The sequence below is a fragment of the Paraburkholderia sp. NMBU_R16 genome, from assembly GCF_013282575.1.
Lineage (GTDB): Bacteria > Pseudomonadota > Gammaproteobacteria > Burkholderiales > Burkholderiaceae > Trinickia.
The window spans coordinates 15858-35049 of sequence record NZ_JAAAYE010000055.1 but is presented as its reverse complement, the minus strand read 5'-3'; the positions used below and the strand labels follow the sequence as shown (position 1 = coordinate 35049).

General features: G+C 63.4%; 11 protein-coding genes and 2 pseudogenes. 5 read left to right on the top strand and 8 right to left on the bottom strand.

Annotated elements, in window-relative coordinates; all coding sequences use genetic code 11:
- Positions 1-123: 123 nt before the first annotated feature.
- Positions 124-486 (bottom strand): annotated as a pseudogene (locus GWC77_RS22570) (Rieske 2Fe-2S domain-containing protein); the annotation flags it as partial.
- A 383-nt stretch (positions 487-869) separates the two neighbouring features.
- Here GWC77_RS22570 and GWC77_RS22565 point away from each other — a divergent pair.
- Together GWC77_RS22565 and GWC77_RS22560 are read left to right on the top strand one after the other, a co-directional pair.
- Positions 870-1601: a GntR family transcriptional regulator gene (locus GWC77_RS22565; RefSeq protein WP_173260455.1), complete on the top strand. Its 732-nt coding sequence runs from the start codon at positions 870-872 to the stop codon at positions 1599-1601.
- 221 nt (positions 1602-1822) lie between these two features.
- Positions 1823-2059 (top strand): hypothetical protein, encoded by a 237-nt coding sequence (locus tag GWC77_RS22560; RefSeq protein ID WP_173260454.1) that lies wholly within the window; start codon positions 1823-1825, stop codon positions 2057-2059.
- 18 nt (positions 2060-2077) lie between these two features.
- On the opposite strand, the pseudogene GWC77_RS22555 reads toward GWC77_RS22560, so the two are convergent.
- A pseudogene (locus GWC77_RS22555) lies at positions 2078-2374 on the bottom strand (slipin family protein); the annotation flags it as partial.
- 148 nt (positions 2375-2522) lie between these two features.
- On the opposite strand from GWC77_RS22555, the gene GWC77_RS22550 reads away from it, so the two are divergent.
- On the top strand, positions 2523-3242 hold the full coding sequence (locus GWC77_RS22550) for a Crp/Fnr family transcriptional regulator (RefSeq protein ID WP_173260452.1): 720 nt from the start codon (positions 2523-2525) through the stop codon (positions 3240-3242).
- Between the two features lie 33 nt (positions 3243-3275).
- On the opposite strand, the gene GWC77_RS22545 is transcribed toward GWC77_RS22550, so the two are convergent.
- The 4 genes from GWC77_RS22545 to GWC77_RS22530 form a co-directional block, all read right to left on the bottom strand.
- Complete coding sequence (locus GWC77_RS22545; protein WP_173260451.1) at positions 3276-3482, bottom strand: hypothetical protein; 207 nt, start codon at positions 3480-3482, stop codon at positions 3276-3278.
- A gap of 48 nt (positions 3483-3530) precedes the next feature.
- Entirely contained in the window at positions 3531-3926 is a 396-nt protein-coding gene (locus GWC77_RS22540; RefSeq protein WP_173260449.1) for a type II toxin-antitoxin system HicB family antitoxin, read from the bottom strand.
- Positions 3927-4229: 303 nt separating this feature from the next.
- The gene (locus GWC77_RS22535) at positions 4230-4679 is read right to left on the bottom strand and encodes a phasin family protein (RefSeq protein ID WP_367949078.1); all 450 of its coding nucleotides are present in this window, start codon (positions 4677-4679) and stop codon (positions 4230-4232) included.
- Between the two features lie 78 nt (positions 4680-4757).
- Positions 4758-5477 carry a Crp/Fnr family transcriptional regulator gene (locus GWC77_RS22530; RefSeq protein WP_173260448.1) on the bottom strand — a complete coding sequence of 240 codons (720 nt, stop codon included), beginning with the start codon at positions 5475-5477 and terminating at the stop codon, positions 4758-4760.
- A gap of 272 nt (positions 5478-5749) precedes the next feature.
- Between GWC77_RS22530 and GWC77_RS22525 the strand changes: the two genes are divergently transcribed.
- Both GWC77_RS22525 and GWC77_RS22520 read left to right on the top strand, forming a co-directional pair.
- Positions 5750-7759, top strand: coding sequence for an AI-2E family transporter (locus tag GWC77_RS22525; RefSeq protein ID WP_173260447.1), 2010 nt, complete (start codon positions 5750-5752; stop codon positions 7757-7759).
- A gap of 283 nt (positions 7760-8042) precedes the next feature.
- A complete protein-coding gene (locus GWC77_RS22520) occupies positions 8043-8198 on the top strand; it encodes a DUF3309 family protein (protein WP_173260446.1) in 156 nt (51 codons plus the stop codon).
- A gap of 25 nt (positions 8199-8223) precedes the next feature.
- On the opposite strand, the gene GWC77_RS22515 is transcribed toward GWC77_RS22520, so the two are convergent.
- Positions 8224-16980: a glucoamylase family protein gene (locus GWC77_RS22515; protein WP_173260445.1), complete on the bottom strand. Its 8757-nt coding sequence runs from the start codon at positions 16978-16980 to the stop codon at positions 8224-8226.
- 73 nt (positions 16981-17053) lie between these two features.
- Positions 17054-18727 carry a phosphoglucomutase (alpha-D-glucose-1,6-bisphosphate-dependent) gene (gene pgm / locus GWC77_RS22510; protein WP_173260444.1) on the bottom strand — a complete coding sequence of 558 codons (1674 nt, stop codon included), beginning with the start codon at positions 18725-18727 and terminating at the stop codon, positions 17054-17056.
- Between the last annotated feature and the right edge of the window lie 465 nt (positions 18728-19192).

Genomic DNA, 19192 nt, shown 5'->3' with positions numbered 1-19192 from the left:
CGATGACGGGGGACTGCTCGGCGCGGCGTGGCGGCAGCGGTTCCGGGCTACGCCCTTCACCGCTGCCGCCACGCCAGTACTCTCATCCTGATTGACGCGCTGCTCTCATCTTGTTTGACGCGCGGCACTTTGGCGCACCTTCTTGCAGAGCGTGCTGCCGATGGGTTCGCCGGGGGTCGACAAACAGCTTCCGTTGACGTCGAAGAGCCAGCCGTGAAACGCGCAGCGCAGACCGCCCCCCTCCAGGCGCCCCGCCGCCAAATCCGCGCCGCGATGCGGGCAGTCGCGATCGAGCATGCCGTAGCGACCCTGCTCGTCCTTGAAGACGACGAAATCCTGACCCATCAGCCGCACTGCGCGGACCGGGCGCTGCGCGGGCAACTCCTCCACGAGCGCCACCGGTTGCCAGTAGTTGCGCAGAAGCTGGCCGGCTGGCGTGTCTTTGCCGACGCGCGTGATCGTGTCGTTTTGCTGGGAACTCATCATGGCGTGTCTCCGATTGACATGAATTCATGAGGCTGATGTATGCATACAGAACCTCACTTCTTGATGCCGAATCGTAGGCTAGCGAATCCATTTTCGCAATCGTTGCATACATCTACGCCTTGGTCGGAGGTGGCTTTTCTGTGCAATCGCCGGCCGACGCTCCACTCAATGTGTTGATTTCTATCTAAAATCTACGTGCGCATAGGGATTTTCACCTACATGTCTCGCAAGCACTCTTACTTGAGCCTTCCTCCATATTGCATACATTGAAGAACATTGAATAAGAAAGCGCCGTTTTTTTGATCCCTCTTTCGTCTAACTTGCTCTAAAATCAGTGGCACATGCCTGCCCTGGGCATCGCCCGGCGGGCCTAGGAGAACGAAATGGAATCTCAGCAAGAACGTGTGTTGGTGTATCTGCGCGACCTGATCCTCAAGGGCGAATTCGCCCCCGGCGAGCGCCTCGGGGAAGTCGCGCTCGCCGAGCGTCTTCAGGCATCGCGCACGCCCGTCCGGCTCGCGCTGACCACGCTCGAGCAGGAAGGCCTCGTCGAACCGTCTCCGGCGGGCGGCTATGTGATGCGGCGCATCACCGCTGCCGAGATCGCAGATGCCATTGCGGTACGCGGGCATCTCGAAGGCATGGCTGCGCGCCTCGTGGCCGAACATGGCGTACCGCGCCAGTTGTCGAATGCGCTGAACGAATGCCTGCGCGCGGGTGACCGGTTGCTCGCGAAGCCCGAACTCGACCTCGACGACTACGCCACGTACACGGACATGAACAACCGGTTTCACAAGCTGGTCGTCGAAGGCTCGGGCAACGCAGCGCTGATCCGCGCGATCGAAATGAACAACCGTCTACCGTTCGCCGCGGCAAGCGCGATGCTGCCCATGCAATCGGCCATCGACGAAGGCCGACAATGGCTTTTCATGGCGCATCAGCAGCATCACGGCCTCGTGCAAGCGATGGAGCGCGGCGAAGGCACACGCGCGCAGTCGTTGGCCACGGAGCACGTGCAAATCGCGCAACGAAATCTGACCTATGCGCTCGAACGTCCGGAGGTTTATCTGAAACTCGCACCTGCGTTGCAGCTCGTCGCGGAGGCGGTTTTATAAGCGTCCGTCCGGCCAATGCCGGTAGCCTCCACCAAAGCGGCAGTGCAATCGTCAGCATCGACGCGACGGCACCGAGGTACACCACACGCCAACCGGCCAGGTCGCTGACGCGGCCATCTCCGAGCGGCAATGGAAAGGCCCGGCAAAAGCGTACGCAGGAGACAAATAGGTTTAGCATGGGCCCTCGTATGTTCTCGCCCTGCGGCAACCTGAGGTTCATCATGCAACGAGCAGTCGAATATCGCGGATTCGAGATTCACATTGATCTCGTTTCCACATCGACGGATATGTTCGATGTCTGGTTTCGCATCAAAGCGCCCATCAATCCTCCGGGTGTGGCAGCGCTCGGCGAGCGCATCAAGATCCGGGGTGGTCCGTTTTCCCGACGCTGGGCCTACCTCGTTGCGGAGATCGCAGGACAGGCCGCTATCGATGTAATCCTCGGGCCCGCCGAATAGGTGAACACTTCAGACGACCTACGCTGCGGTCTTGACTGGCGTCAACGCAGCCCCCGCCACGTCATGCCCCGCAATTGCCAGCGCTAGCGGCAGATTAAGACTGTCGACCATCGAGCCCGGAATAAGGATCGTCGCACCGCGTTCCTTGGTCGTTGCGTAGATGATATTCATCGCCCGCAATTGAAGCGCTCCGGGATGGTTTTCGTAGACTTGCGCCGCTTCGACGAACTTCGCGGCAATCTCGGCTTCCGCGGAACCCAGAATCACGCGCGCCTGCTTTTCGCGTTCGGCCTGCGCTTGCCGCGACATGGCATCCGAAGCCTTCGGCTCGGCGGAAGGCGAGCGTTTTCCGCTCTTTTCACGGCACGACGCTCATAAGATAATAGGATTCCACGCGAAGGCGGCTTTTGCCGCGTCGTAACGTCGACGCACACGTGCGCCACAGCGGCTCAAGGGGTCGTCAATGCCAGATATCAAGGATCGAAACGCGAACCAGTTGCTGGCGGTGCTACCCGAGGCGGAGTGGGCGCGCCTTGCCCCCCACCTCGTTGACGTGGATATGCCGCTCGGGCAGGTCATCTACGAGTCGGGCGGGCAGCTCGAACACGTCTACTTTCCGACCACGTCGATCGTCTCGCTGCTATACGTGATGGAAGACGGCGCGTCTGCCGAAATCGCGATCGTGGGCAAGGAGGGAATCGTCGGTATCGCGATCTTCATGGGGGGGGAAACCACCCCGAGCCGCGCGATCGTTCAAAGTGCCGGCCACGCATATCGGCTCAGTGCGCGAATTCTGAAAGACGAATTCAGCCGCGGTGGGCCCGTGCAGCGCTTGTTACTTCGGTACACGCAGGCACTGATCACGCAGATGGCACAGACCGCGGTCTGCAACCGGCATCACTCGATCGATCAGCAATTGTGCCGGTGGCTGCTGCTGAGCATCGATCGCCTGTCATCGAACGAGTTGAAGATGACGCAGGAACTCATCGCCAACATGCTTGGCGTGCGCAGATCGGGAGTCACCGAAGCCGCATTGAAACTGCAGAGCGCCGGATTGATCCGCTACAGTCATGGGCACATCGAGGTGCTTGACCGGCCAGGGCTCGAGCGGCATGTCTGCGAATGCTACGCCGTGGTGAAGCGTGAATTCGATCGTCTGCTGCCCGATTTGAAGGCGCTGTGACTGTAGCCATGTGCGACGATGAATCGACGGTGCTCAGAATTGCATAAAGCTTCGTCCCGAACCCAGCCATTTTCTCGCGTGCCTTATCCATTGCTTCGGCGTTTTATATTCAGTTTGCCCAACGTCGCTCTCGATATGTTCGGGCGCCATAGGCATGCCATCGTCCGTCGCATTATCGGCGGCTTCTCTGCGTGTCCTGCTTTCCGCTAGTTCTTCCGGGTTCACTTGGTCGTCGATCATGATCCACTCCTGCTGTGAGAAAACTGGTTCGCCAGCAAACGGCGGGCGTTATCGGTTCTCGAGTTCATGCACGGTAGCCAACGTGAAAAACGTGGAGCGCGTCATATGACGTTCTTTCGCCGCCGCATCGACTTGCTTCAGCAGACTCTCGAGCAGGCTGAATTGAACGGCGACGGCCCTCGAGGTAACCCGCGCCAGGTTGATGTCGATAAACATCCAGAGCCCTTCTCCGTCGTCCATGTCGAGCGCATGCAATTCCGATGTGCTGCCGGTGGGGGCAGGTATGAGTTGTTCGCTACGGTCGTACATCAACTCGACCATTTCTTGCGCGTTGCGCTTCAGTTCGCCGAACGAACTGCCGCGCACATCGGCGCGGGGAAAATCGGGGAAACTCGCGCGAAAACCAGCTTCGCCATCGCGGCGGACGTAAAGTGGATATTCCATGGCCTGCTCCCCTAGAACCGTCGACCAACGAGCATTCATTCGGTGTATCAGAGCTCGGTCGCCTGAACCTTGCCGTCTATGATGTCTTTGCCATATTGCATCGCGAGGACGATGGCGTCGTCTTCGTTGGTGAGATCAGTCCACAATGCGCTGATTGCCATTGCAAAGCAAACTTATTTTGACGGCAAAAAAAGGGGGAGCCGGCGTCTTGCCGGCTCCCCACCAGGGGGCTAAAGCGCCCAACGGCCCGCTCGTGCAGGGCGTCGTTCCGTGCTTGCGCGGCAAGCCGCGCATCGCTATGGTCTATGCGACGTCAGATACTGCGTTTCCAGGCCTGCGCACGCCGGCCGCGTGCTCGATAGCTTCCTGCATCATTCCCTGGGAGCGCATCACGATCTGTCGGACCTGCTCCGCATACGTCTGGGCGTGCTCGAGAAATTGCTGCGGCAGGCCCCCCGCGTCAGTGGATGGCGCTCGTCCGAATGGCATCGATGACAAGACGGCTTGTCCTTGCTCCATCATTGCCTTCAGGGCATCGAGATTGAGATGCGTCAGCGTCTGAAAACGTTCGAACGCTTCGTTCTGCAAGCCGAAAATTGCCGGTAACGCACGCTGGCCGAAGTCAGCGGATTGCTCAATAGCAGCGATGTTCATTGAATGAATGCTCCCGAATCGACCCGGCACGTGCGTCCAAAGGATTTCGGAGGCGAGCGTCTCGCTAAAGACCAGCAGGTCGGAGCGACCCAGCACCACTAATGCTGCGCCGCAACAATGCCCACTGTATACCTTTCCCCGCGGATGTACAGCGGTTCTTCAGCGCTTCCATTTGCGCTACAACGCCCTCAGGTCGGGCAACAGTCGATCGAATTCGCGCTTCACCACCGCATAGCATTCGCAGACACGCTTTTCCAGGCCTGGTCGATCCAGTACCTCGATGTGACCGTAGCTATAGCGGATGAGGCCCGCGTCCTGAAGCTTCATGGCCGCCTCGGTGACGCCGGGCCTGCGTACGCCGAGCATGTTGGCGATCAGTTCCTGAGTCATCTTCAACTCGTTGGACGGCAGCCGGTCGATGCTCAGCAGGAGCCAGCGGCACAATTGCTGATCGATCGAATGATGCCGGTTGCACACCGCGGTCTGCGCCATCTGCGTGATGAGGGCCTGCGTGTACCGCAGCAGTAACCGCTGCGTAGGCCCGGCTCGATGGAACTCCTCCTTGAGGATGCGCGCCTCGAGCCGGTAGGCTTTGCCCGCGCTCTGCACGACCGCTCGACTCGGCGTGGTTTCCCCTCCCATGAAGAGCGCAATGCCGACCACCCCTTCATTGCCGACGATCGCGATCTCGCCCGACGCCCCGTTCTCCATCACATAGAGCAGCGAGACGATTGCGGTCGACGGGAAATAGACGTGATGGAGGCGGTCGCCGGATTCGTAGACGACCTGTCCCAGTGGCATATCCACCTCCACCATATGCGGACCGATGCGCGCCCACTCGGCTTCCGGCAAAACCGAAAGCAGGTGGTTTCCAAGAGATTGATTTGCGTTTGGCATGGAAGACTCCTGGAGGTTCGATTGAGACTAACAAGAGGTGACGTCGAGCGCCATTGGATGACCGCCGCGAGTGCATTCGCGAATACGACAAAGTGGTGGAACGCAAGAATGCCCCCTCCCCTCGGACTGTAAACGAATGCTCCAGGGCTTGCGCGTGTCTTCTCTGTACGCTGTCGTACCGCATCCGCAGCTTTGATGGCGTAGCTTAAGATTCGATTCCACGAATTCGTGAGGGGTGTCGCTGTGCGAACGCATTGCGAGCACCATCGGTCATGTCCAAATCAATCGAACCGCATTGCGCGACGCCGGCAACGCTAGCCGAGTCGCCCGAAGCGCCCGGCGTACGGGCATTGGTCCCCATTGCTGCTGGAGTAGCCGTCGTCGCGGGCCTTTATTTCGCGCGTGAGGTCCTGATTCCTGTCACAGTCGCTGTTCTATTGAGCTTCCTCATCTCGCCTCTGGTCAATATGCTGGTCCGCGTCAGGCTCGGACATATCGCTTCGGTTCTCGTCGCTGTATTGCTTTCGCTCTCTGTGATCATCCTGCTTGGCGCGGTGATCGCGACCCAATTGACCAATCTCGCTGTGGGCATTCCCCGGTATCAGGCGACGATAGAAACAAAGATCGATGCCGCGCGCACCCTCACGTTTTCGAAATTGAACGCTCTGACAGGCGCCGTTGGCGAAGCGCTTCAACACGCGACGATCGGTCACTCGCAAACCGTCCGCCAGCCTGAGCCCACCTCCGGTTCGAATGCATCCCCGTCGCCCGCCGCGCTTCCGGTCGAGGTGCGCGAGCCCGCTCCCACCGCCTTCCAGCTTATCCGGCGCGTGCTGTCCCCCGTTGTCAGCCCGCTTGAAACGACTTTTATCGTGTTCGTCGTTACCGTAGTCATTTTGCTCCAGCGAGACGATCTGCGAAATCGCGCGATCCGGTTGTTCGGCTCCAGAGATCTGCATCGGACGACGACCGCCATGGACGAGGCCGCGCGCCGCCTCAGCCGGTATTTCCTCGCGCAACTCGGAGTGAATGCCGGCGTGGGCGTCGTGATCGGCACGGGCCTGTTTTTCATTGGCGTCCCCAACCCCGTACTTTGGGGCATTCTGGCCGCGCTGTTGCGCCTCGTGCCCTACGTTGGCATCTGGATATCCGCGCTCCTGGCTATCGCACTTGCCTCAGCAGTCAGTCCCGGGTGGTCGATGGCGATCTGGTCGCTGGCGCTCTTTTTGACGGTCGAGTTGCTGGTCGGTCAAGCCGTCGAGCCCTTGTTATATGGCCATAGCACCGGCCTTTCCCCGTTTTCGGTCGTCGTTGCCGCGATTTTCTGGAGTTGGATATGGGGGCCTGTCGGGCTCATCCTGTCCACGCCGCTGACGCTTTGCGTTCTGGTTCTGGGCCGCCACGTTGCCCGGCTCGAATTTCTCGACGTGCTGCTCGGTGACCAGCCGGCGCTGACTCCAATCGAAAACTTCTACCAGCGCGCGCTCGCGGGCGACCCGGATGAAATACTGGAGCAAGCGGAAATCCTGCTGCGCGACCGGGCGCTCTCGGCCTACTACGACGAAGTCGCACTCGAGGGATTGCAACTCGCCGCCAACGATGTTGCACGCGGCGGTGTGACAACCGCACAGCTGGCGCGAATCCATGACACGACGAACGACCTCATAGAAGGTCTGGACGCCTTCGCCGACATGGATCCGGCGCCGGTGGCGGCCAACGACAGCGCGAGCGCTCTGACGCCCTCGCGCGCCGTACAAAACGTGCCGCTCGAACTGATGCCTCCCATTGTCCCAACGGACGCGCAAGCTTCAATGGCCGAGCGCGCCGACAATCCCATTGTTTGCATAGCAGGACGGGGCCCGCTCGACGAATTGGCATCGGCCATCCTCGTTCAGCTTCTGGGAAAGCACAATCGCGACTGCCGGGTGATCCCGCATGACGCGGTCTCTCGCGTGCGGATCGACAGCCTCGACCTCACTGCGAAGACGGTATGCATCTTCTATCTCGATATAGACGGCATCCCGTCACATCTGCGCTACCTGCTGCGACGCCTGCGGCAGCGCTTGCCGGACACACCGATCGTCGTAGGCCTCTGGCCTGCGGGCGGCACCGATCAGTGGAGCAAGGACCTGCAGAGCGCAATCGGCGCCGACCGCTACGCGACTTCAGTTCGGGAGATGATCGACGCATGCCTTACCTCGAGGAATACGCTCGGGGCAATGGACCGCGAGCCTCGAGATGAAGCCCTCACGGTGCAGCAACTGCGACCGTCTCCGAGTTGACCGAGCGCCGGAATGACTTGGCGTGCGGGGTGCCCTTGGCTCATGCATGCGTATTTGCGGTCTCGCTGTCCGCCGCCGTACCGACTGCGTCGCCAATTCGTGCCAACCTCACGCTAGCGGTCTCGGTTTGATTCGAATGGCATGCTCCGCCACTTGCAGGAAACAAGCATCGGCAGGCATGTCGCACGGGAACCATACAGACTCCGCACGCACTGCGCGAAGCGCGAAACGCGGCGACAAACACACCGAAGCGCCAGCAAAACAAGGCTCATGGAGAAGCATCATGTTAGGAACCGTATTGGTCGTACTACTGGTGCTCCTGTTGATTGGGGCCGCGCCGACCTGGCCGCACAGCCGTTCATGGGGGTACATGCCCAGCGGCGTGCTCGGCGTGCTGTTGCTCATCGTCGTCGTGCTGCTGCTTGTTGGCAGGATTTGAGCGGCGAACACCGAACGAAGCTCATTCACGACTGTTTAAGGCTCTCTGCCTCGCCGGACGACGCCCTCGGCCATGAGGTGACATCTACGCCGAGGGTCACGGTCACACTGTGGCGTTGACCGTCGTCCACCAATCGCACCGTTGTCTTGCCGGATTCGAGCACCGTACCGTTCACTTCCATGCTGCTCACGCCTCGGCTGACGCCGCACGGGTTCTTGACAGTGATGTCGTATCGCGCGGCGCCATGGCGGAACACGGCAGTGAAGCCAGGCCAGCCTTTCGGCACGCACGGTTCGATCGACAGCTCCTCGCCGTGCTTGCGGATGCCAAGCAGCCCCTCGATGCCGGCCCGATACATCCATCCCGCCGAGCCCGTATACCACGTCCATCCGCCGCGCCCTACATGCGGCGCTACCGAATAAACGTCGGCGGCGAGGACGTACGGTTCCACCTTATAGCGCCTCCCGCCGCTTCGCGTACGCGTGCGATTGATCGGGTTGAGCAGCGCGAACAACTCCGCAGCGCGATCGCCGTCGCCCAATTGCGCGAAGGCCAGCACCGACCATACGGCGGCATGCGTGTATTGGCCGCCATTTTCCCGAATGCCGGGCGGATAACCCTTGATATACCCCGGCTCGAGAAACGTGCGATCGAACGGCGGCGCGAACAGCAACGCCAAGCCGTCCTCGCGGCGAATCAGCCGGCTATCCAGCGCGGCCATTGCGCGTTCGGCCCGCGCCGCGCCCGCCGCACCCGACAGCACGCTCCACGATTGCGCAATCGCATCGATCGCGCACTCATCGTTGCTGGCCGCCCCAAGGGGCGTGCCGTCGTCGAAGTAGCCGCGCCGGTACCATTCGCCATCCCAACCCGCGCCCTCGAGCGCGGTGCGCAGCGCTTCGGCTCGCTCGAGCCAGCGGTCCGCCCGTTCGCCATCGCCACGTGTACGCACGATCGGTGCGAACGCCATGAGCGCGGCATAGAGGAACCAGCCGAGCCAGACACTTTCTCCCCGCCCCTCTTCGCCGACCCGATTCATGCCGTCGTTCCAGTCGCCCGTGCCGATCAGCGGCAAGCCGTGCGCTCCGAAGAGCCCCAGGCTTTGCTCCAGACCACGCACGCAATGCTCGCACAGCGGTGCGCTGAGCTCCGAAACAGTCGGCACGAAGTAAGCGTCATGCTCGCCGGCGGCCAGCGGTCTGCCCTCGATAAACGGCACAGCAACGTCGAGAATCGCCCGGTCTCCGGTCACGTCGACATAATGGGCCACCGTGTAGGCAAGCCACGCCCGGTCGTCCGAGATGCGCGTGCGCACGCCGGCGCCGTCCTGAGGCAGCCACCAATGCTGCACGTCGCCCTCCGAAAACTGTCGCGCCGCCGCGCGCAGCAGGTGCTCGCGGGTCAGCGCCGGGCGTGCAACGGCGAGTGCCATACCGTCTTGCAACTGATCGCGAAAACCGTAAGCGCCACTCGCCTGATAAAAGCCAGCGCGCGCCCAGATGCGGCAGGCGAGCGTCTGATAGAGCAGCCAACGGTTGAGCATCAGGTCCATCGTGCGATCCGGCGTGGACACCTGAACGACTCCGAGCGTGTCGTCCCAGAATGCGGTCACGGCGGCGAGTACCGCGTCGAGATCCGCTTTGCGATAACGTGCAATCAATCGCCGTGCCGCCTCCGGCGCATCCGTTTCGCCGAGCAGAAATATCACTTCTGCGGTCCCGCCGGGCTCCAGTTCGATCGAGCATTGCAACGCCGCGCAAGGATCGAGACCCGCCCCGACCTTCCCGGACAGCGGCAAGGCACCCGCGCCAGTGGCGAGCCCCGCAGGATCGTTCAAGGTCCCGTTGCGGCCGATGAATTCGCACCTGTCGGCGCTCCATGCGGTCTGTTCGCCGCCCAGATCCGCGAACGCGACGCGGCCGCGGTAAGCCTGGGTCCAACCATTGCAGGCGAACATCGCCCCCGTGGCCGCGTCGATCTCGCTGATGGTATGTGGCGCGGCAACGCTGCGTGATGCACCCAATGCCCATTCGGCGTAGGCCGTCACCGAAAGCCGGCGCGGACGGTTCGACAGATTGCGCAGCGTCAGACGCGATATCTTGAGCGGGTCCTCGAGCGGCACGAATTGCAGCAACTCGAGCGCGACTTCTTCAGCGGTGTGCGCGAAGCGGCTATAGCCCTGGCCGTGACGCGCGATGTACGGCGCGGCACCTGGCGTGTTGTCGCGCGCGGCGCTCGCCTGGGGCCCCCACAGCATGCCTGTCTCGTCGTCGCGAACGTAAAACGCTTCTGCTGGGGGGGCGCTGACCGGATCGTTCGACCAAGGCGTCAGTTGGTGCTCTCGACTGTTCGATGCCCACGTGTAGCCGCTACCCTCGGCCGACACCAGAAAGCCGCAACCCGGATTCGCGACGACATTGACCCACGGCATCGGCGTGCATTGACCCGGCGCGAGGACCGTCACGTATTCGCGACCATCGTTCGCAAACCCGCCGAGACCATTGAAGTATTCAAGTCCGGCCCCCGGCTGAATGCTCGTGACCGGCGCCGGCGCCGGCACAGGCGCCGGCGAAGGCGAGCGCCTGACGCGCGGCTGGGCCGGTGCCGGACGTGGAGCCGAGCTCGCCAACCGCTGCAGCTGATCGAGCAAGCGGCCGTTGCGCGCTGCCAGCACCACCCGCGCGGCAACGGGAAAGAGTGCGCGCGCGTCGCTCGACATCAGGTCCGCACGCAACACGAAGATCTCGCCGCGCACGGCGCCGCCTGAGCGCTGCCGGGGCGGACCGGAGCGCACCAGCGTTTCGAGCGCGCCCTGCAAATCCTGCACGTACGACGACGCGCGCTCGTTGACGATGACCAGGTCGACCGCGAGCCGCTTCATGCGCCAGTATTCGTGAGCGTGCACCAGCTGCCGCACCAATGCCATATGCTCGGCGTCATCGATCCGCACCAGCAGGATGGGCAGATCGCCCGACACGCCATGCGCCCATAGCGGCGCGGCGCCCATGCCACCCGCTGCGGCCACCGCCTCCATTCCGCGCAGCAGTGCCGCGGAGTTCGGCCGCAGCGAAGGATCGCCATACAGCATGGCCCCAGCCATCCGTTGGAACAGGCTGGCTTCATCCGGGCTCACCCCGTTATGGCGCAACTGCACTTGGGCCTGCGTCCAGGCGAGCATCGCCGCCCGCGCGAACGAAGCACTGTCGCGATGTTTGTCCACCAAATTCAGTAGTTGCGCGCGCGACTCGGCGACGATAGTCCAGAAGGCAATGCTCGCGGTCGCGCCCGGCTCGATGACGAGACGCCGCCGCATCGTGAACGCGGCATCGAGCACCGCGCCTGCCGAATTGCCGAGGGTCCGCTCGTCTGCGAGACCCAGTGGTGAACGGACGCTCCGGCCTCGCCCGATAAAGCGCGCGCGATCCGTTTCGACTTCGATGCGCCCGAGAGCAGCGCCTTCGACCACCGCAAGATGGGCGGCCCAGACCTCCGGTTCGCTCGGTGCGCGACGGCGCCGCGTCGCCAGAATGACACCCGGCTCAGGCAGATACTCAGTCTCGATGAACAGCTTGGAGAACGCCGGGTGCGCCTCATCGCTGGCCGGCGGTGCAAGCACGATCTCAGCGTAGGACGTGAGTTCGATGGTGCGTGCGCGCGACCCGCCGTTGGCCACCGATACCCGCCGCACCTCCGCGTCGTCCTCCGCGGATACCACCACATCGAGCGAGGTGGTCAGCGCCCCGTCGCGCCGGACAAACTCCGCGCGGTCTTCCGCGAACGTCACGTCGTAGCTGTCGGGCACCACCCCCGTCGGCTGCCATGCGGCCGACCAGAGCTCGCCGCTTGCCACGTCGCGCAGATACACGTAGCTGCCCCAGTCGTCGCGCGTCGCATCCTCCCGCCAGCGCGTGACGGCCAGATCGTTCCAGCGGCTGTACCCGGAGCCGGCCGCCGTGAGCATCACGGAGTAATGGCCATTCGAGAGCAGATGGGTCGCGGGCGATGGGTCATTCGCCCACAGCAGTCGCCGTGCGACAGCCGGCTCGACGTCGCGCATCGGGCCTGTGCTGCGGTTCTCGTCGACCCGCAGATGAGCGACGGCCACCCTGCCCGGCATGCGTTCCTGCAAGAGCAGCTCGGTTGCCTGGACGGCTGGCTCCGCATGGAAGAAGGTGCGGATGCGTCCGCCCAGCAGCGCATTGGCGATGGATACGATCGACATGCCCTGGTGATGCGCCATGAAAGCGCGTACCACCGCAACCTGCTGCCCCTCGGGTACGCGCGCGGGCGTATAGTCGAGCGCTTCGTAGAAGCCGAAGCGCCCGCCCGCTCCCGCGGCGCTCAGGCGTTCGAAGTTGCGCATGGCCGCCGATGGCATGACCATCGCGGCGAGCGCGGTCGCATACGGCGCGATGACGGCATCGTGACCGAGACCGCGCTTGAGCCCGAGATCCGGGATGCCGAAGCTCGAGTATTGATACGTGAATTCGAAATCCCGTGCGTTGTATGCGGATTCGGAGATTCCCCACGGCAAGCCCAGCGTCGCGCCGTAACTGATCTGCCTGCGCACGGCCAAGCCGTTGGTTCGCGCGAGCAGGCTGCTCGCCGGCGCGCGCATCACGAGCGAAGGCATCAGGTATTCGAACATCGAACCCGACCATGAGACCAGCGCGGCGCCGCCCGCGACAGGGGTCGCGACGCGGCCCAGCCGGAACCAGTGGCGCGCGGGAATGTCGCCTTTGGCGATCGCAACGAAGCTCGCGAGCCGCGCCTCCGACGCCAGCAGATCGTAGCTGCTGGGATCGAGCCGACCCTCGCTGACCGCGTAGCCGATCGACAACAAATTGCGCGTCGGGTCCAGCAGGAAACCGAACTCCATCGCATCGGCCATCTGCAACGCGGTATCGGTCAGTGTGCGCAAGCGTGCGTGCAGTGCGGCCCAAACGTCCGGGGCGCAAGCACTATCGCTGCGATGACTGCGAACCGCAAGTTCGAGCGCGTCGGCCCAAAACAGCACATCGTCGAGCGGGCCGTCTCGATCGCGATGCTTCTCATCGACCAGGGCACGCGCGATATCGGCCACCGTGGCGGCGAGCAGCGCGATTGCCGGCCACGCCGGTGCGAGCTCTGTTGGCGTGCTGCCGTCCGCTGCTGGCGCGTCCGGTCCCGCGTCGACGAGCACTGCCTGCAGCGCGGCCACGGCTTGGTCGAACTCGCCATGCAAAGGGCTCCGCGTGCTCTCGCTCCGGCTCGCTCGCAAGGTGTCGCACAATAACGCCAAAGTGTCGCGGACGCCTGCGAAGGCCACCACCCGCCCTGCGTGGGCAGCCTGAGTCGCCCACGTGCGGCAGGCATTGCCCAGCGCGATCAGATGCCCGGCAAGATTGCCGCTGTCGACCGACGACACATACTTCGGTTCGAGCGGCCGCAGATCCTGGGTGTCGTACCAGTTGTAGAAGTGTCCGCGGTAGCGCGGCAAGCGCTGCATCGTGGCGAGTGTCGCTTCGAGCCGCGTGACGGTGTCGAGGGTGCCGACCCAACCAAACTCGCGCGCGCTGACCGTGGAAAGCAGATAGAGCCCGAGGTTGGTCGGCGACGTCCGATGCGCGACGACCGGCCGCGGATCCTCCTGGAAGTTATCCGGCGGCAGCAGCTGATCGGCGGCCGTGACGAAGGTTTCGAAATAGCGCCACGTCCGGCGTGCATGGAGCCGCAGTTGCCGCGCGTCTTCGCTTCCTACGATGAGTTCGCCGGCCGGCCAGGGCGCGAGGCTCGTCCAGTACGCGACGGCAGGCGATGCGATCCAGGCAAACGCGAATGGAACGCCCGCCCATGCACCGTCATTACCGAAGCGCCACGCTGCCCACGCGCTCGCCGCGATGCCCAAGAGCGCGAGCATGAGGCCGCCGCGCATGCGCAGGAATGTCGCGGCAAGTGTGAGCCGATCGCGGATACCCGCTTCGGCCGCGGTCGTCCATTCGAGCAGGTGCCGGTGACTGATCAGCACGCGGAACAGCGTACGGGCGATCGCATCGATCATCGACCACGTCTGCTGCGGCAGGAAGAAGATGGACAATCCAAGCCGCGCGAGCGCGAGCCGCAGATCGTCCAGCCACACGAACAGCAGGCTGCGCGCCGTCATTTTCACGTGCGCGCGTTGCCAACGCGGCACGAGCGCGCTCAGCGAGGGTAGCAGCACCGGCAAAGCGATGGTTGCCACCACGAAGCCTGTCCAGCCGAGCGCAACGGGCAACGGCAAGCTCCAGCCTGCCAGCAGTGCGACAAATGCGGCGGGCGCCGTGAGCGTGCGGCGCAGGTTATCGAGTACCTTCCAGCGGCCCGTCGCTCCCAGCGCCCTATCTGCGCGTCGGGGCGCCATCGCCAACCATGGCAGCAGTTGCCAGTCGCCGCGCGCCCAGCGATGCTGGCGTGCTGCGCAGACGTCGTAACGGGCCGGAAACGCTTCGACCACCTCGACATCGGACGCGAGGCCGGCGCGCGCAAAAATACCTTCGAACAGATCGTGACTGAGCATCGTGTTATCGAGCACGCGTCCTGCCAGGGCGGTCTCGAAGGCGTCCACATCGTAGATCCCCTTGCCCGCATATGAGCCTTCGTCGAAGAGGTCCTGATAGACGTCCGACACCGCGGCCACATAGGGATCGATGCCGCTCGGACTCGAGGAAACGCGCTGGAACAGCGAACCCTCGGCGCCCACCGGCAGCGACGGCGTCACACGCGGCTGCAGCACGCCGTAGCCGTCGACGATGCGCCGGCTTGCATCATCGAACACCGCGCGGTTCAGCGGATGAGCCATCTTGCCGATCAGCCGGCGAACCGTGTCGCGCGGCAAGCGGGTATCCGCATCGAGCGTGATCACGTAACGAACTTGAGACGGCACGGCGGGCGGTTGCCCATCGATGCCGATGAACGAGGTATCGAGCGCGCCACGCAACAGCCGGTTCAGCTCATGCAATTTTCCCCGCTTGCGTTCCCAACCCATCCATTGCCGTTCGGCGGCGTTCCAGGTGCGTCGCCGATGCAGCAGGAGGAACCGCTCCCCATCCAGCCCGCCCGCATAGAGGCGGTTCAGCCGGGCGATGCCCGCTGCCGCGGCCGCCAGCAGCGCGTCGTCGCCATCGGCCTCGGCAGTCGGCGAATCGGTCCAGTCGGATAACAGCGCATAGTAAAGCTCGCCTTCCGGGCTTGCGAGGTGATGAACTTCGAGCCGCTCGACCTGTTCGGCCACTGCCGCCGGCGTCGTCAGCAGCGTGGGCACGGCGACTACCGTGCGCAAGGCGGCCGGGATACCGTTACGCAAAGCAAGGCCTGGAAGCACGATTGCGCCGACGTCGCGCATGACGCCACGGTTGACGATCGCCACCGCCACGTCCACCGCCGGCAGCAACCCGGCGAAGCCCAGCCAAACCAGCCAACCAGCATGAGGGACGAGGCCGTCCAGCAGCGCCAGCACGCCCGCCAGCATCAGCGCGCAAAGCAACACGATACGGCCGATATAGCCGCCAATTCCGGCGCGGCGCGTGAAGCGATGCAACCACACGGCAACCGGGGCGCGATAGCCGATTGCGGCCTCTAGCGAACGGCGACCGCCCGCCAGCAGGTAATAACCGGGATCGGTCGTGCGGCGCGCCGCCGTGTCGGCGGCCTGCGGGCCGTTGTTCCGTGCCGTGGCATGCTCCGCATTGGCTTGTTGTGCCGCCTGCTCCGCGGCCGCAACGGCACGACGCGCGATATCGGTCTCGCTGACCCCCGAGCCGCGTGCCAGCGCCTCGATGGCGCCGCGATATAAATTACGCGTCGCGAAATCCATCTCGACGAAACCGGGATGGGTCCGCAAGATTTCATCGACTGGGCTGATACGCTCGAACATCTGCGTCCAGTCGGCGTCGGAAATCGAGCGCATGCTCGTAATCACGTTGCGCACCGTCAGACTGGCCGCGCCCTGCCGCTGATGCACAGCAGCCACGATCCCCTCCGCCGTGGTGTGCTGGGCCAGGAGGCGCTCGCGAAGCCAGGCAACCGCGGGCGTCACCTCAGGGTCCTGGTCGTGCAGCCGTTGCAACAACTGCACCGCGAAAGTGTCGCGTAAGGCCGAGCATCCGTAGCGCGCGACGAATGCGGCAACCGGCTCCGGCGGTTGCCCCCGCGCGCCGAGAAGGCGATCAGCCATCGCGTCGGCTTCCAATCGACCTGATCGCTCGTCGGTGACCTGGTCCGCGAGGCGCCGCAGATTCTCTATCAGCACGATGCGCAGCGTGATCGCGACCGCCCAGAGTTCGCCGATCGTCAGCGGCTGCACCGTTTGGTAGGCCAGCACGAACCGGCACAGCAGATCGGGATCGAAGCGACTGTCGGTATGGGCGACGAAGGCCCAGGCGAGACCGAATACTCGAGGATAGCCGGCGAACGGGCCGCCGTTCAGCTTGGGCAGTTGCCGATAGTAGCTGGGCGGCAGGTCGTCGCGAATTTGCCGGACCTGCTCTTCGACCATGTAGTAGTTGTCGAGCAGCCACTCTGCTGCCGGCGTGATCGCTTCATCGTGCGCGGCGGCGGCCACGGTCGCTTCGTAGGCGTGCAACAGGTGGTCCGCATTATCCTTGAGTCTCGTTGCAAGCGACGGCCCGGCAAACGATCTCTTCGAGATTTGCTGTGCTTCCGCAAGACTGCGAGCATGCTGCGCCAGCCGTTCTTCGCCGAAGAGCTCTTCGCGAACCGGCTCCGTGCTGTTCCATGGCGACGACGATCTGCGACGTTGGCCCATCGCGTAACCTCGTCCACGTCCAGTTGTGTATTTCATTGCGATCGGTCCCATGCAATGCGCTCGCTGTTGCGCTTCACTGCACGGCGCCGTCACGCTCGGCCGTCTGTGTCTCCAACATGTCGTCGATCCATGCCTGAGCCTCGTCGACGATGCGTGTCAAGTGAACCTCATCGCGAAAGCTCTCCGCATAGATCTTGTACATGTCTTCGGTTCCTGATGGGCGCGCCGCAAACCATCCGTTCTTCGTGATGACCTTGATGCCGCCAATGGCGGCGTGATTGCCTGGCGCGCGATCGAGCACCTGCTCGATCTTTTCGCCTGCCAGCTCGGTATGGGTGAAGTGCGCAGGCGAGAGCCGCGCCAGCAGCGCACGCTGCTGCGCCGTCGCCACGGCTTGCACGCGACGTTCGGTCGGCTCGCCCAATCTCTGGGTCAGATCGCGGTAAATCTCGGCGGGATCGCGGCCTGTTCGAGTCGTTATTTCGGCTGCGAGCAATGCGGGCACGATCCCATCCTTGTCCGTCGTCCACGTCGTGCCGTCCAGCCTCAGACAGCTCGCGCCTGCGCTCTCTTCTCCTGCAAAGCCGAGCGAACCGTCAAGCAAGCCGCCGACAAACCATTTGAATCCCACCGGCACTTCGTAGAGCCCACGGCCGAGCTTCGCGCTCACGCGATCGATCATCTGGCTGCAGACGATGGTCTTGCCCACCGCGGCGTCGGCGGGCCACTTCGGACGATGCAAGTACAGGTAATCGACGAGGACCGTGAGATAGTGATTCGGCGGCAGCAGCCCCGCGTTACGCGTGACGACACCATGCCGGTCGTGGTCGGTGTCGCACGCAAACGCCACATCGAAGCGGTCCTTCTGCTCGAGCAGCGTTTGCATCGCATAGGGCGACGAGGGGTCCATGCGAATCCGCCCGTCCCAATCGAGGCTCACGAAGCGAAAGGTGGGATCGACCTCGTCATTGACCGAAATCAGATTCAAGCCATATCGTGCAGCAATCGGCCCCCAGTAGTGCACACCGGCGCCACCGAGCGGATCCACTCCAAGGCGGATCGGCGCGCCGCGCACCACATCCATATCGATGACATTGGCGAGGTCGCCGACGTATGCGTTGAGGAAGTCATGGCGGTGCGTCGTCGTGGCGCGCAGCGCCTTCGACAGCGGTACGCGCAGCACGCCGTCGAGCTTCGCTTCGAGCATGGCGTTCGCCGCTGCCTCGACCCAGCGGGTGACGGTCTCGTCCGCCGGTCCGCCGTTCGGCGGGTTGTATTTGAGCCCACCGCTTTCCGGCGGGTTGTGCGAAGGCGTCATCACGATGCCATCCGCCAGGCCCGCAGCGCGGCCGCGGTTGTAAGCCAGGATCGCGTGTGACACGGCCGGCGCGGGTGTGTATTCGCCGATCTGCGCAATCATGACGTCGACGCCGTTGGCGGCCAGTACCTCGAGCGCGCTCGCGCAAGCAGGTTCCGAGAGCGCATGCGTATCGATTCCGAGAAACAGCGGGCCGTCGATGCTGTGGTGCTTTCGATAACGGCAAATGGCCTGCGTAATGGCAAGAACATGCCACTCATTGAAGCTACGCTCGAACGCCGAGCCGCGATGCCCGGACGTGCCGAATGCTATCCGTTGCTCGGGAATCGAGGGGTCCGGTACATCGGTGTAGTACGCCGTGACCAGCCGCGCAACGTTGACCAGCATCGCATGCGACGCGAGCGTGCCGGCGAGAGGATTGATGTTCATTGCGGCCTCCATTTCCAGTCGAAACGCGAGACGGCTAGGCCTGCGAACGGCAATCATCCCGGATCACAATGTGTCGCGATCACCTACCTAATCGACTGCGCGAATATCGTTGTCTTCGTCGCGGGCCGGCTGCCGCGTATCACGCGTCTTTCTTCGGGGTGGGCTGGGGCCGATATCGCCACTTGGTGGCTGCGGAATCGATATGCGCGTCATCCTGCTTGCGCTTGTCCTCCCGCGCTTGGTCGGCCAAGCCGTATTCCACTCGTCGGTCCCGGGGAGGCTGATTTACATCGCGTTGGTATCGCATAGCGCCTCTTGTCGATCGCTTGCATCAGGTTGGATATCTTCCAGCCATCATCCGATCAACCTGGCCGCAGGTCTGTACGCTAAAGGACTGTTTCGCGGGCCGCGCGCCCCCTGCCCTTGAGATCGACTCGGCGCGCGCTGAGACGCTCCATTTCGACT

Bases quoted from the DNA above. Each gene is read 5' to 3' on its own strand.
- GWC77_RS22545 (WP_173260451.1), bottom strand. From the start codon at position 3,482: ATGATCGACGACCAAGTGAACCCGGAAGAACTAGCGGAAAGCAGGACA.
- GWC77_RS22540 (WP_173260449.1), bottom strand. From the start codon at position 3,926: ATGGAATATCCACTTTACGTCCGCCGCGATGGCGAAGCTGGTTTTCGC.
- GWC77_RS22525 (WP_173260447.1), top strand. From the start codon at position 5,750: ATGTCCAAATCAATCGAACCGCATTGCGCGACGCCGGCAACGCTAGCC.
- pgm (WP_173260444.1), bottom strand. From the start codon at position 18,727: ATGAACATCAATCCTCTCGCCGGCACGCTCGCGTCGCATGCGATGCTG.
- GWC77_RS22560 (WP_173260454.1), top strand. From the start codon at position 1,823: ATGCAACGAGCAGTCGAATATCGCGGATTCGAGATTCACATTGATCTC.
- GWC77_RS22530 (WP_173260448.1), bottom strand. From the start codon at position 5,477: ATGCCAAACGCAAATCAATCTCTTGGAAACCACCTGCTTTCGGTTTTG.
- GWC77_RS22520 (WP_173260446.1), top strand. From the start codon at position 8,043: ATGTTAGGAACCGTATTGGTCGTACTACTGGTGCTCCTGTTGATTGGG.
- GWC77_RS22550 (WP_173260452.1), top strand. From the start codon at position 2,523: ATGCCAGATATCAAGGATCGAAACGCGAACCAGTTGCTGGCGGTGCTA.
- GWC77_RS22565 (WP_173260455.1), top strand. From the start codon at position 870: ATGGAATCTCAGCAAGAACGTGTGTTGGTGTATCTGCGCGACCTGATC.
- GWC77_RS22515 (WP_173260445.1), bottom strand. From the start codon at position 16,980: ATGGGCCAACGTCGCAGATCGTCGTCGCCATGGAACAGCACGGAGCCG.